This is a genomic window from Streptomyces sp. NBC_00873, from assembly GCF_045207415.1.
GTDB lineage: Bacteria > Actinomycetota > Actinomycetes > Streptomycetales > Streptomycetaceae > Streptomyces.
Genome location: NZ_CP108803.1, coordinates 3,873,216 through 3,885,777, shown reverse-complemented (window position 1 = coordinate 3,885,777; position 12,562 = coordinate 3,873,216). Strand labels below are relative to the sequence as shown.

At 71.9% G+C, this 12,562-nt stretch carries 14 protein-coding genes; 12 read left to right on the top strand and 2 right to left on the bottom strand.

The genetic code is table 11. The features are described 5' to 3' along the window. Nucleotides 1-26: 26 nt before the first annotated feature. Nucleotides 27-1,022, bottom strand: coding sequence for a type I pantothenate kinase (gene coaA, locus OH809_RS17535; protein WP_406421499.1), 996 nt, complete (start codon nt 1,020-1,022; stop codon nt 27-29). A 391-nt stretch (nt 1,023-1,413) separates the two neighbouring features. Here coaA and glmS point away from each other — a divergent pair, with 391 nt between their 5' ends. From glmS to OH809_RS17495, 8 genes are all read left to right on the top strand, one after another. Beyond that, nucleotides 1,414-3,261: a glutamine--fructose-6-phosphate transaminase (isomerizing) gene (gene glmS, locus OH809_RS17530; RefSeq protein WP_406515308.1), complete on the top strand. Its 1,848-nt coding sequence runs from the start codon at nt 1,414-1,416 to the stop codon at nt 3,259-3,261. 212 nt (nt 3,262-3,473) lie between these two features. Beyond that, entirely contained in the window at nt 3,474-3,842 is a 369-nt protein-coding gene (locus OH809_RS17525) for a holo-ACP synthase (protein WP_406421501.1), read from the top strand. Nucleotides 3,843-3,846: 4 nt separating this feature from the next. Further along, on the top strand, nt 3,847-5,307 hold the full coding sequence (locus OH809_RS17520) for an NAD(P)H-hydrate dehydratase (protein ID WP_406421502.1): 1,461 nt from the start codon (nt 3,847-3,849) through the stop codon (nt 5,305-5,307). A 58-nt stretch (nt 5,308-5,365) separates the two neighbouring features. Further along, nucleotides 5,366-5,749 carry a DUF488 domain-containing protein gene (locus OH809_RS17515; protein WP_398951082.1) on the top strand — a complete coding sequence of 128 codons (384 nt, stop codon included), beginning with the start codon at nt 5,366-5,368 and terminating at the stop codon, nt 5,747-5,749. 159 nt (nt 5,750-5,908) lie between these two features. Beyond that, nucleotides 5,909-7,066, top strand: a complete 1,158-nt coding sequence (alr, locus tag OH809_RS17510; RefSeq protein ID WP_406515307.1) for an alanine racemase — start codon at nt 5,909-5,911, stop codon at nt 7,064-7,066. 64 nt (nt 7,067-7,130) lie between these two features. Next, nucleotides 7,131-8,393 carry an alpha/beta fold hydrolase gene (locus OH809_RS17505; protein WP_406515306.1) on the top strand — a complete coding sequence of 421 codons (1,263 nt, stop codon included), beginning with the start codon at nt 7,131-7,133 and terminating at the stop codon, nt 8,391-8,393. After that, nucleotides 8,362-8,919, top strand: coding sequence for a tRNA (adenosine(37)-N6)-threonylcarbamoyltransferase complex ATPase subunit type 1 TsaE (gene tsaE, locus OH809_RS17500; protein ID WP_406421505.1), 558 nt, complete (start codon nt 8,362-8,364; stop codon nt 8,917-8,919). Before OH809_RS17505 ends, tsaE begins: the two co-directional genes overlap by 32 nt. Before the next feature lie 130 nt (nt 8,920-9,049). Then, nucleotides 9,050-9,250 (top strand): hypothetical protein, encoded by a 201-nt coding sequence (locus OH809_RS17495; protein ID WP_406421506.1) that lies wholly within the window; start codon nt 9,050-9,052, stop codon nt 9,248-9,250. A gap of 26 nt (nt 9,251-9,276) precedes the next feature. Here OH809_RS17495 and OH809_RS17490 read toward each other — a convergent pair whose 3' ends face one another. Next, on the bottom strand, nt 9,277-9,840 hold the full coding sequence (locus OH809_RS17490) for a hypothetical protein (protein ID WP_406421507.1): 564 nt from the start codon (nt 9,838-9,840) through the stop codon (nt 9,277-9,279). 150 nt (nt 9,841-9,990) lie between these two features. Here OH809_RS17490 and tsaB point away from each other — a divergent pair, with 150 nt between their 5' ends. Genes tsaB through OH809_RS17470 form a run of 4 tightly spaced genes read left to right on the top strand, consistent with a single transcriptional unit; the run spans nt 9,991 to nt 12,534 of the window. Beyond that, complete coding sequence (gene tsaB / locus OH809_RS17485) at nt 9,991-10,653, top strand: tRNA (adenosine(37)-N6)-threonylcarbamoyltransferase complex dimerization subunit type 1 TsaB (RefSeq protein WP_406421508.1); 663 nt, start codon at nt 9,991-9,993, stop codon at nt 10,651-10,653. Continuing rightward, entirely contained in the window at nt 10,650-11,165 is a 516-nt protein-coding gene (gene rimI, locus OH809_RS17480) for a ribosomal protein S18-alanine N-acetyltransferase (RefSeq protein WP_345515005.1), read from the top strand. Before tsaB ends, rimI begins: the two co-directional genes overlap by 4 nt. Then, nucleotides 11,165-12,262 carry a tRNA (adenosine(37)-N6)-threonylcarbamoyltransferase complex transferase subunit TsaD gene (tsaD, locus tag OH809_RS17475; RefSeq protein ID WP_393299627.1) on the top strand — a complete coding sequence of 366 codons (1,098 nt, stop codon included), beginning with the start codon at nt 11,165-11,167 and terminating at the stop codon, nt 12,260-12,262. Before rimI ends, tsaD begins: the two co-directional genes overlap by 1 nt. After that, complete coding sequence (locus tag OH809_RS17470; RefSeq protein WP_366694805.1) at nt 12,259-12,534, top strand: hypothetical protein; 276 nt, start codon at nt 12,259-12,261, stop codon at nt 12,532-12,534. The genes tsaD and OH809_RS17470 overlap by 4 nt, the downstream gene beginning before the upstream one ends. The last annotated feature ends 28 nt before the right edge of the window (nt 12,535-12,562 follow it).

Here is a 12,562-nt window from a genome sequence, read left to right as displayed (position 1 = left end):
GATACTCCCGGGGAGGCTCGGGGGACTCAGAGTTTGCGCAGCGAAAGACGCTGGACCTTGTGGTCCGGGCCCTTGCGCAGCACCAGAGTGGCACGGCCGCGTGTGGGTGCCACATTTTCCAGCAGATTGGGCTTGTTGATGGTCCGCCACATGGTGCGGGCGTACTCCATGGCCTCCTCCTCGGAGACCTGGGTGTACTTGCGGAAGTACGAGAACGGGTTCTGGAAGGCCGTCTCGCGCAGCTGGCGGAAGCGGTTGAGGTACCAGGTCTCGATGTCCTCGGCCCGCGCGTCCACGTACACACTGAAGTCGAAGTAGTCGGCGAGCCCGACTCTGGTGCGGCCGTCCTTGCCGGGGAGCGCGGGCTGCAGCACGTTGAGGCCCTCGACGATCAGGATGTCGGGGCGGCGTACGGTGAGCCGCTCGCCCGGCACGATGTCGTAGATCAGGTGCGAGTAGACGGGCGCCGTCACCTCGTCCTTGCCGGCCTTGATGTCGGCGACGAAACGGGTCAGGGCGCGCCGGTCGTACGACTCGGGGAACCCCTTGCGCGACATCAGCCCGCGCGCCCGGAGCTCCTTCATCGGCAGCAGGAACCCGTCCGTGGTGACGAGCTCCACCCGGGGGTGCTCGGGCCAGCGGGCGAGCAGCGCCTGGAGGATACGGGCACTGGTCGACTTGCCGACGGCGACACTGCCGGCGACCCCGATGACGAATGGGGTGCCCCGCTGCTCGCCATGGCCGTTGCCCGCGTCCCCGAGGAAGGTGTTCAGGGCGCCGCGCAGGCCGGAGGTGGCCTGGACGTAGAGGTTGAGGAGGCGGGAGAGCGGCAGGTAGACGTCGCGTACCTCGTCGAGGTCGATGACGTCCCCCAGCCCGCGCAGCTGCTCCACCTCCTCGGCGGTCAGCGGCAGCGGCGTCTTGTCGCGCAGGGCGCTCCACTCGGCGCGCGACAGGTCGACGTATGGCGTCGAAGCGTGCTCGGCGCGTCGGTGGGTGCTCCGTGGCGGCGAAGTGATCACGGGTTCATTGTTGCGGGAGTTTTGACGCAGTGGGGGGTGGGGTCGGTCACGTGGAAGGGCTGCTGGCCGGTGTCCGCACCCCTGTAGCGGACACCGGCCCGTTTCGTACCACCCTGCGGTCAGGACTTCTGGCCCTTGGCATCGACGACGGCGGCCCTGATCCGCGTCTCACTGGTGAGGACCTCCCCGGTCTTGTACGTGCGTGGTGCCCGCGAGGGCCCGGGACGTGGTGGACCACTGCGGGACGGACGTGAACCCGGCCGATTCGACGCGGATCCGGGGCTGCCGCTCGCAGCGGATCGGAGCGACTCCGCCGACGAATGATCCCGGCCGCCCCGCGCCCCTTCTGCGACGATGCAAGCGAGGGGAGGGCGACCGCGAAAGGATCGTTATGTGTGGAATCGTCGGGTACGTCGGTGGGCAGTCCGCGCTTGATGTTGTCGTCGCAGGGCTGAAGCGCCTCGAATACCGCGGGTACGACTCCGCGGGTGTCGCCGTTCTCGCGGACGGCGGGCTGGCCTCCATGAAGAAGGCCGGCAAGCTCGTCAATCTGGAGAAGGCGCTGGTCGAACAGCCTCTTCCGGCCGGGACCACCGCGATCGGGCACACCCGGTGGGCCACCCACGGCGGGCCCACCGATGCCAACGCCCACCCGCATCTCGACAACGCGGGCCACGTCGCCGTCGTGCACAACGGAATCATCGAGAACTTCGCCGGGCTGCGCGCCGAACTCGCCGAGCGCGGGCACGATCTGGCGTCCGAGACCGACACCGAGGTCGTCGCCCATCTGCTCGCCGAGGCGTACTCGTCGACCGGTGACCCGGCAGAGGCGATGCGACAGGTCTGCCGGCAGCTCGAAGGGGCGTTCACCCTGGTCGCCGTGCATGCCGATGAGCCGGATGTGGTGGTGGGCGCCCGGCGGAACTCACCGCTCGTGGTCGGGGTGGGGGACGGGGAGGCGTTCCTGGCCTCCGATGTGGCCGCGTTCATCGCGCACACCCGGTCGGCGATCGAGCTGGGGCAGGATCAGGTCGTCGAGCTGCGCCGGGGGTCCGTCACGGTCACCGACTTCGACGGGCAGCCCGCCGAGGTCCGTAAGTACCACGTGGACTGGGACGCCTCCGCCGCCGAGAAGGGCGGCTACGACTACTTCATGCTCAAGGAGATCGCCGAGCAGCCGAAGGCCGTGGCCGACACCCTCCTCGGGCGGATCGACCGCTCGGGCTCGCTCCACCTCGACGAGGTGCGCATCGCGCCGAGCGTGCTCCGGGAGGTCGACAAGGTGGTCGTCGTGGCCTGCGGGACCGCGTACCACGCCGGGATGATCGCCAAGTACGCCATCGAGCACTGGACCAGGCTGCCCTGCGAGACGGAGCTCGCCAGCGAGTTCCGATACCGCGACCCGATCCTCGACCAGCGCACCCTCGTCATCGCGATCTCCCAGTCCGGCGAGACGATGGACACGCTGATGGCGCTGCGGCACGCCCGCGAGCAGGGCGCGAAGGTCCTCGCCATCTGCAATACGAACGGGTCGACCATTCCGCGTGAGTCCGACGCGGTGCTGTACACGCACGCCGGGCCGGAGGTCGCCGTCGCCTCGACCAAGGCGTTCCTGACGCAGCTCGTCGCCTGCTACCTCGTCGCCCTGTATCTCGGCCAGACCCGCGGTACGAAGTGGGGCGACGAGATCCGGGCCGTCGTCCGGCAGCTCTCCGAGGTACCCGGGCAGGTCGAACGGGTCCTGGAGACCATGGAGCCGGTGCGCGCGCTGGCCCGTTCGCTCGCGCACAAGAACACCGTCCTCTTCCTGGGGCGCCACGTCGGTTATCCGGTCGCCCTCGAAGGGGCGTTGAAGCTCAAGGAACTCGCCTACATGCACGCCGAGGGCTTCGCCGCCGGCGAGCTCAAGCATGGGCCGATCGCGCTGATCGAGGACGATCTGCCGGTCGTCGTGGTCGTGCCGTCGCCGCGCGGGCGTTCGGTGCTCCACGAAAAGATCGTGTCGAACATCCAGGAGATCCGGGCACGCGGCGCCCGCACCATCGTCATTGCCGAGGAGGGCGACGAGGCGGTCGTTCCGTACGCCGATCATCTGATCTCGATCCCCGCTGCGCCTACGCTGCTTCAGCCGCTGGTGGCGACCGTGCCCTTGCAGGTCTTCGCCTGCGAACTGGCCACCGCCCGCGGCAATGAGGTGGACCAGCCGCGCAATCTGGCGAAGTCCGTGACCGTCGAGTGAGACCGGCCGGCAATTGGGGGGTGGGTGAAGGAGCGGGGCATCGTAAGGCGGAGGATTGAGCCATGGCGAATGGGGCCTCCCCTGCTCGAGCGAAGCCGAGAGCTCGGGGAACATGGTGATGGACGACAACGCCGCGAGGTGCGTGCCCCAGCCCCGTGACGCCGCCCCCCAATTGCTGGTCGGTCTGAGTCGAAGAATGAGTGAGTGAGCGCGTGATCATCGGGGTCGGGATCGATGTGGCGGAGATCGAACGGTTCGGCGCGGCGCTGGAGCGTACGCCGCATCTGGCTCAGCGGCTTTTCCTGGAGCGGGAGTTGCTGCTGCCCAGCGGTGAGCGGCGCGGTATCGCGTCGCTGGCCGCCAGGTTCGCCGCCAAGGAAGCCGTCGCGAAGGCGCTCGGTGCGCCGGGCGGGCTGCTGTGGACGGACGCCGAGGTGTACGTCGAGGACAGCGGGCAGCCCCGGCTGCGGGTCCGTGGCAGCGTCGCCGCCTGCGCCGCCGAGCGGGGCGTACGGCACTGGCACGTCTCGCTGAGCCATGACGCGGGGGTGGCGTCGGCCGTGGTGATCGCGGAAGGTTGACCGTATGCGAACTGCGTACAGCGTGAAGACCGTACGGGCCGCCGAGCGTGCCCTGATGGCACGGTTGCCGGAGGGCGCCCTGATGCAGCGGGCCGCCGCGGGACTCGCTGTGGCCTGCGGCGATCTGCTGCGGCGCAATGGCCGCGTGTACGGGTCCCGGGTCGTGCTGCTCGTCGGCAGCGGCGACAACGGCGGCGACGCGCTGTACGCGGGCGCCCGGCTGGCCCGGCGCGGCGCGGGCGTCCACGCGCTGCTGACCTCTCCGGGCCGCGCCCACGAGGGCGGGGTCGCGGCGCTCCGCGCGGCGGGCGGGCTGGCCCAGGACGCGGCGCAGGTGGGCACGGACCAGATCGGCCGCGTCGATCTGGTGGTCGACGGCATCACCGGCATCGGCGGGCGCGGCGGGCTGCGCCCGGACGCGGCCGCGCTGGTGCGCGCCTACGAGGCGACCGGGGCGCCGATCCTCGCCGTGGACCTGCCCAGCGGCATCGAGGCGGACACCGGGGAGGTGCTCGGCGACGCCGTGCGGGCCGATGCGACGGTCACCTTCGGTGTGTACAAGCCGGGGCTGCTCATCGACCCGGCCGCCGACCTGGCGGGTGCGCTGCACCTCGTCGACATCGGGCTCGGCGACGAGCTGCCCGGCGTACCCGATCTGGAGGCGCTGCAGTACGCCGATGTCGCCGCGCTGCTGCCGCTTCCCGGCAGCGAGAGCGACAAGTACCGGCGTGGTGTCGTCGGCATCGTTGCCGGGTCCGCGCGGTATCCGGGCGCGGCGGTGCTCGCCGTCGGCGGGGCGCTGCGGGGCGGTGCGGGCGCGGTGCGGTACGTCGGTCCGGGCGCCGGTGCCGTGATCGCCCGGCACCCGGAGACCCTGGTGCACACGGGCCCGCCGTCGAAGGCGGGGCGGGTGCAGGCGTGGGTCGTCGGACCCGGGCTCGGGGACGGTACGGACGCCGTCTCGGCGGTCGCCGATGTGCTGGACGCCGAGGTTCCGGTGCTTGTCGACGCGGACGGGCTGCGGCTGCTCGACGCCGCCGTCGTGCGGTCGCGCACCGCGCCGACGGTGCTCACCCCGCACGCCGGGGAGGCCGCCGCGCTGCTCGGCGTCCCGCGCGAGGAGGTCGAGGAGGAGCGGCTCGCCGCCGTCCGGGAGCTCGCCGCCCGCTACCGCTCCACCGTGCTGCTCAAGGGGTCGACGACCCTGGTCGCCGACGGCACCGGACGCGCTCCCGTACGGGTCAACCCGACCGGCACATCGTGGCTGGCCACGGCGGGCAGCGGCGACGTCCTCTCCGGGCTGACCGGTTCCCTGCTGGCCGCGGGTCTCGACCCGCGCGACGCCGCCTCCGCCGGCGCCTACCTGCATGGCCTCGCCGCCCGCCAGGCCTCGGACGGCGGCCCGGTCTCCGCCCAGGACGTCGCGGACGCGCTCCCCGCGGCGTGGCGTGACGTGCGGGCCTGAGAGATCCTGGGCACCAGACACGGAACCGCGCAGGAGAGCCGGTGAGGAGTGGTCGACTGTGGGCAGCGACTCCGTACGCGTACGCCGGGTGTACGACCCGCAGGAGGACGGTGACGGGACCCGCGTCCTCGTCGACCGGCTCTGGCCCCGCGGCGTCGCCAAGGACCGGGCACGGATCGACCGGTGGCTGAAGGACCTCACCCCGTCGAACGAACTCCGCTCCTGGTACCACGAGGACCGCAGCGGTACCCGGTACGACGACTTCGTGGACCGCTACCGCGCCGAACTCGCCGACCCCTCCCACACGGCGGCGGTGCGGGAGCTGGTCGAGCTGGTCCGCGCGGGCGGGCCGGTGACCCTCGTCACAGCGGTGAAGGACGTCCCGCACAGCCATGTCCCGGTCCTCGTCGACCACGTGGAACATGAGCTGCGACATCGGTGACATCAGCGGCCTCGCGACCGCTGCCGCCACCGGTGACGCACCCCGGGCCGTACTTCCGGATCGGGCCGGACCCCGCGAGCCCGGCATGATCCGAAAGAAGGGCCCTGACCGCACCCGGCACCTGAGGGTCCTGGCGTACGCCTCTGAGAGACTGGCCGCGTGAACGAGACAGCGTCCTTGAGAGCCCGAGCCGAGATCGACCTTGCCGCACTGCGCGCCAACGTCCGTGTGCTGCGCGCCCGCGCGGCCGGCGCGCAACTCATGGGCGTCGTCAAATCCGATGCGTACGGGCACGGGGCGGTGCCCTGCGCCAGGGCCGCGCTCGAAGCCGGGGCGACCTGGATCGGCACCGCGACCCCGCACGAGGCGCTCGCCCTGCGCGCCGCCGGGCTCGGCGGCCGGGTGATGTGCTGGCTGTGGACACCGGGCGGCCCGTGGCGCGAGGCGATCGAGGCCGATATCGATGTGTCGGTCAGCGGCATGTGGGCGCTGCGCGAGGTCGTCGCCGCGGCCCGGGAGGCCGGACGGCCGGCCCGTATCCAGCTCAAGGCCGACACCGGACTGGGGCGCAACGGCTGCCAGCCCGCCGACTGGCCCGAACTGGTCTCCGCCGCCCGCACCGCCGAGGGCGAGGGCACGGTGAAGGTAACCGGCCTCTGGTCCCACTTCGCCTGCGCCGACGAGCCCGGCCATCCGTCGATCGCCGCCCAGCTGGCGGTGTACCGCGACATGGTCGCGCACGCGGAGAAGGCGGGCGTCGAACCCGAGGTGCGGCACATGGCCAACTCCCCGGCGACGCTGACGATCCCCGAGTCGCACTTCGACCTCGTGCGGACCGGCATCGCCATGTACGGCATCTCGCCCAGCCCGGAGCTGGGCACCCCGGCCGACTTCGGGCTGCGCCCCGTGATGACGCTCGCCGCGTCGGTCGCCCTGGTCAAGCAGGTGCCGGCCGGGCACGGCATCGGCTACGGGCACCACTACACGACGTCCGCCGAGACGACGCTCGGCCTGATCCCGCTCGGCTACGCGGACGGCATTCCGCGCCACGCCTCCGGGCGCGGCCCGGTCCTGGTCGGCGGCGCCCGGCGGCGGGTCGCGGGCGGGGTGGCCATGGACCAGTTCGTCGTCGATCTCGACGGGGACACCGTCGAGGTGGGCAGCGACGCGGTGCTCTTCGGTCCGGGGGACCGGGGCGAGCCGAGCGCCGAGGACTGGGCGGAGGCGGCCGGCACGATCGCGTACGAGATCGTCACCCGCATCGGCGGCCGCGTGCCGCGCGTCTATCTGAACGAGATTCCGACCGGTTCTCTCTGATCCGCTCTGTCCTGCACGTCCTGACCTGATCTGACGGACAACGACCGACGAGGAGCACGGCACGGTGAGCGAGATCAGCGCGGGGGACGCGATGGCGACGGCCGCTTCGGCGGTCGGCTGGCGCCGGGCGGGCATCGCCGGAGCCGCCATAGGTGTGATCGCTGCCGGTGCGGCGGCCGGTGTCGCGGTCGAGCGGATGACCGTCGGCCGGGGCATGCGCAGGCGGGCCAGGCTGGCGCTGGACGCCTCGGGGCCGTACGGCTCGCTGCGCGGCATGCCCGGCCGGGCCACCGCCGACGACGGCACCGAGCTGTACTACGAGACCGACGAGGTCGAACCCGACAGCGGTACGGGCACGGGCGCCGGCCCGGGTGCGGGCTCCGGGCCCGCCGGTACCGGACCGCGCAGACGCCGGCTCTTCGGCCGCAAGGTCCCCGGGCCCGTCACCGTCGTCTTCAGCCACGGCTACTGCCTCAGCCAGGACTCCTGGCACTTCCAGCGGGCGGCGCTGCGTGGCCTGGTGCGCACCGTGCACTGGGACCAGCGCAGCCACGGCCGGTCCGAGCGCGGCCGGGCCCAGGCGCAGGGCGTGACGATCGGGATCGACCAGCTCGGCCGCGATCTGAAGGCGGTCATCGACGCGGCGGCCCCCGAGGGGCGGCTGGTCCTGGTCGGGCACTCGATGGGCGGCATGACGATCATGGCGCTCGCCGAGCAGTACCCGCAGCTGATCCGGGACCGGGTCGCCGCCGTCGCCTTCGTCGGTACGTCGAGCGGGAAGCTCGGCGAGGTCAGCTTCGGGCTGCCGGTTGCGGGTGTGAACGCCGTGCGGCGGGTGCTGCCCGGGGTGCTGAAGGCGCTCGGCTCGCAGGCGGAGCTGGTGGAGCGGGGCCGGCGGGCGACCGCCGATCTCTTCGCCGGGCTCATCAAGCGGTACTCGTTCGGTTCGCGGGACGTGGACCCGGCGGTCGAGCGGTTCGCCGAGCGGCTCATCGAGTTCACACCGATCGACGTGGTCGCGGAGTTCTACCCGGCCTTCACCGAGCACGACAAGAGCGCGGCGCTGCCCGCGTTCCGGGACGTGCCGGTGCTGATCCTGGCGGGCGACAAGGACCTGGTGACACCCAGTTCGCACAGCGAGGCGATTGCCGACCAGCTGCCGGACGCGGAGCTTGTCATCGTGCCGGACGGCGGGCATCTGGTGATGCTGGAGCACCCGGAGACGGTGACCGACCGGCTGGCGGACCTGCTGGTACGGATCGGAGCCGTACTCGCAGCGGCTAACGTTGGCGGGCATGGAAGCACCGCACAACAGCCCGGCAGCTGAAACCGCGCACGCCCCGGCGGCCATGACCGCACAGGCCCAGGTCATCGCCCGTCTCGATGTCACGTCCGCCGAACAGATGCAGGCGCTGGGCCGCCGTCTCGCCGGTCTGCTGCGCCCCGGCGACCTCGTGATGCTCAGCGGCGAGCTCGGCGCCGGGAAGACGACACTGACCCGGGGGCTCGGCGAGGGCCTCGGGGTGCGCGGCGCCGTCACCTCTCCCACCTTTGTGATCGCCCGCGTCCACCCGTCCCTGAGCGAGGGTCCGGCGCTCGTCCATGTCGACGCGTACCGGCTGGGCGGCGGCCTCGACGAGATGGAGGACCTGGACCTCGATGTGTCGCTGCCGGAGTCGGTGGTGGTCGTGGAGTGGGGCGACGGCAAGGTCGAGGAGCTCTCGGACGACCGGCTGCAGGTGCTGATCCACCGCGCGGTCGGCGACACGGACGACGAACGGCGCTCGGTCACGCTGGTCGGGATCGGGGAGCGCTGGTCAGGGCTGGGGGCGGCGCTGGAAGCCGGCCGCTGAGAGTACCGACACGTTTCCGACAGGCTGTCGGCAAATTGTTGCGCGGGGCGGGCCGGGCGTGGTCACATGGGTGCAGAGAGCTGGTTAGGCCTGCCTAACCACGCCTTCCACCGGAGCCCAGGAGGCATCCATGCCGACGCCCGAGCGTGAAGCGCAGCCGCAGCCACCCGTGACGTCCGCGGTGTCGATGAAGGATCTGCTGGCGGCCTGCGCCGCGGCGACCGCGGTCTCGACGCCGCCGTCGGAGGAACGGCAGGAGCGCCGGGAGGGGCACGAGCCCCGGGAGCAGCAGGGGTCCCAGGGGTGTGACGGGGAGCGCGACGCCGCCTGAGGTCTTCCGTGTGGACCCCGTTGGCGTTACGGGACGACGACCACCGTGGCACCGACCGTCGCGAACGTCCACATCGCGTCGCCGTCCGCGCGCTTCATCCGTACCCCGCCGGTCTTCAGCTTCGGGTCCGGGCTCTCCATCGAGCCGTCCTGCGCCGCACTGAACCCGACGGGCACACCCCCGTCGGCCATCTCGAACAGCACCACGTGCTCGATCGGCACGCCGTCCGAGCCCTTGAGGACACCTGTGCGCGAACGCACCTTGTAGGTCCCGGGCCGCGGGCTCACGGAACTCGGCATGACGGCGAAGGTCCGGGTCACCTTCCCCTGTGCGTCGACCAGCCACACACGCCGGTCGCCCAGCGCGTACACCACCCGCGCCCCGGTCCCGGATCCGGCGGGAAGCGCGGTCGGACGCTCTTTGGCCTTCGGCTTGTCGTGGCCGGCGGCGGGGGCGCTGCTGGACGCCTCCGGCTTGGGGACGGCGACGGAGTCGGGGGCGTTCGCCGATGCCTGGTAGGCCAGGAAGCCGACCGCGACGAGTGCCGCCGCGGTGAGCCCGGCCACGATTCCCGAGCTGCCCCTTGCCACCGTGCGTGCCCCTTTCGCCGACGTACGTATGTCGTACAAGCGTTTACGTCGTACCCGCGTCTACCCGGTGACGGTAGCAGCAGGGGCCGGTGTGAACGGGATGCCGTACGGGGCGCCATGGAGCCGTCGGCGGAGCCGTAGGCTGTTTGCGTGCTCTTGCTCGCCGTGGATACCGCCACCCCCGCCGTCACCGTCGCCCTGCACGACGGGAACTCCGTCGTCGCCGAGTCGGGCCAGGTCGACGCCCGAAGGCACGGGGAGCTGCTGCTGCCCGCCGTCGACCGGGTCCTCGCCGAGGCCGGGGTGAAACTCGACGCCGTGACCGGTGTGGTCGTGGGCGTCGGTCCCGGCCCGTACACCGGTCTGCGGGTCGGCCTTGTGACGGCCGCGACGTTCGGCTCGGCGCTCTCCGTGCCGGTCCACGGGCTGTGCACACTGGACGGTCTCGCGTACGCCGCCGGGCAGGGCGGACTGGAGGGCCCGTTCGCCGTGGCCACGGACGCCCGCCGCAAGGAGGTCTACTGGGCGCGGTACGAGGATCCCCGTACCCGCGTCGGCGAACCCGCCGTCGACCGGCCCGCCGACATCGCCGAGCAGCTCGCCGGGCTCCCGGTGGTCGGGGCGGGAGCGGCACTCTACCCCGACGCGTTCCCGGATGCCCGGGGGCCCGAGCACGTCAGCGCCGGGGCGCTCGCCGCGCTGGCCGCCGAGCGGCTCGCCGCGGGGGCGGAGCTGCTGCCGGCGCAGCCGCTTTATCTGCGCCGGCCCGACGCCCAGGTCCCGAAGAACTACAAGGTGGTCACCCCGAAGTGACGAGCCCGACTGCCGTGCTGCGTGAGATGCGCTGGTGGGACATCGACCCGGTGCTGCAGCTCGAACACGAGCTGTTCCCGGAGGACGCCTGGTCGGCCGGCATGTTCTGGTCCGAGCTGGCGCACGCCCGCGGGCCGCAGGCCACCCGCCGCTATGTCGTCGCCGAGGCCCCGGACACCGGACGCATCGTCGGGTACGCGGGACTCGCCGCCGCCGGAGACCTCGCCGACGTCCAGACGATCGGCGTCACCCGCGACCACTGGGGCGGCGGGCTGGGCTCCGAACTCCTCACCGATCTGCTGAAGCACGCCACGGCCTTCGAGTGCGCGGAGGTGCTCCTCGAAGTCCGGGTCGACAACACGCGTGCGCAGAAGCTGTACGAACGCTTCGGCTTCGAACCGATCGGCTTCCGCCGCGGCTACTACCAGCCGGGCAACATCGACGCACTCGTCATGCGTCTCCACGTACAAGAACCCGCACCAGAGCACGTACAGGAAACTGGGACTGACTGATGGCTGACGAACCGCTCGTACTCGGTATCGAGACCTCCTGCGACGAGACCGGCGTCGGCATCGTCCGCGGTACGACGCTGCTCGCGGACGCCGTCGCGTCCAGCGTCGACACCCACGCCCGGTTCGGGGGCGTCGTCCCGGAGATCGCCTCCCGCGCGCACCTGGAGTCGATGGTCCCCACCATCGAACGCGCCCTGAAGGAAGCGGGCATCAGCGCCCGCGACCTCGATGGCATCGCCGTCACCGCCGGTCCCGGGCTGGCGGGCGCGCTGCTCGTCGGCGTCTCGGCGGCGAAGGCGTACGCGTACGCCCTGAACAAGCCGCTGTACGGAGTGAACCACCTCGCCTCGCACATCTGCGTCGACCAGCTGGAGCACGGCCCGCTGCCCGAGCCGACGATGGCGCTGCTGGTCAGCGGCGGCCACTCCTCGCTGCTGCTCGCGCCGGACATCACCAACGACGTACGGCCGCTGGGCGCGACCATCGACGACGCGGCGGGCGAGGCGTTCGACAAGATCGCCCGGGTGCTGAACCTCGGCTTCCCCGGCGGCCCGGTCATCGACCGGCTGGCGAAGGAGGGCGATCCGAAGGCGATCGCGTTCCCGCGCGGACTGAGCGGCTCGCGCGACCCCGCGTACGACTTCTCCTTCTCCGGTCTGAAGACGTCCGTCGCCCGCTGGATCGAGGCGAAGCGGGCCGCGGGCGAGGAGGTGCCGGTACGGGACGTGGCGGCGTCCTTCCAGGAGGCCGTCGTCGATGTGCTCACCCGGAAGGCCGTCCGGGCCTGCAAGGACGAGGGTGTCGACCACCTGATGATCGGCGGCGGCGTCGCGGCCAACTCGCGGCTGCGGGCGCTCGCCGAGGAGCGCTGCGAGCGGGCCGGCATCCGGCTGCGGGTGCCGCGGCCCGGACTGTGCACGGACAACGGGGCGATGGTCGCGGCGCTGGGCGCCGAGATGGTGGCGCGCAACCGTCCTGCGTCCGATCTGGAACTGTCGGCGGACTCGTCACTGCCGGTGACGGACACGCATGTGCCGGGCAGCGCGCACGACCACGACCACGTGCACGAGATCAGCAAGGACAACCTCTACTCATGACCGTCGCCCTCATGTGGGAGGCCCGGGCCGTGGACGGCCGGGGCGCCGAACTGCTGGAGTGGGCCCGGGCGCGCACCGGTGAGCTGGCGGACGAGCCGCTGCGGTACGAACTGCTGCGCGCCCCGCAGGACCGGGTGCTGGTCATCACCTGGTGGGAGGCGGCATACGGCGCCGAGCTGCCCGAGCTGCCCGAACCCGCAGCCGAGTTGATCACCCGGGCGGTGCACCGATGGCGGTTCGAGGTGGCCGGCGGCTCCACCGGCGGAACATGAGAAATCTCAAGGGATCCTGAGATTTTCC

Coding starts and splice junctions, on each gene's coding strand:
- glmS (WP_406515308.1), top strand. CDS start 1,414: ATGTGTGGAATCGTCGGGTACGTCGGTGGGCAGTCCGCGCTTGATGTT.
- OH809_RS17520 (WP_406421502.1), top strand. CDS start 3,847: ATGCGAACTGCGTACAGCGTGAAGACCGTACGGGCCGCCGAGCGTGCC.
- tsaE (WP_406421505.1), top strand. CDS start 8,362: ATGGAAGCACCGCACAACAGCCCGGCAGCTGAAACCGCGCACGCCCCG.
- OH809_RS17495 (WP_406421506.1), top strand. CDS start 9,050: ATGCCGACGCCCGAGCGTGAAGCGCAGCCGCAGCCACCCGTGACGTCC.
- tsaD (WP_393299627.1), top strand. CDS start 11,165: ATGGCTGACGAACCGCTCGTACTCGGTATCGAGACCTCCTGCGACGAG.
- OH809_RS17470 (WP_366694805.1), top strand. CDS start 12,259: ATGACCGTCGCCCTCATGTGGGAGGCCCGGGCCGTGGACGGCCGGGGC.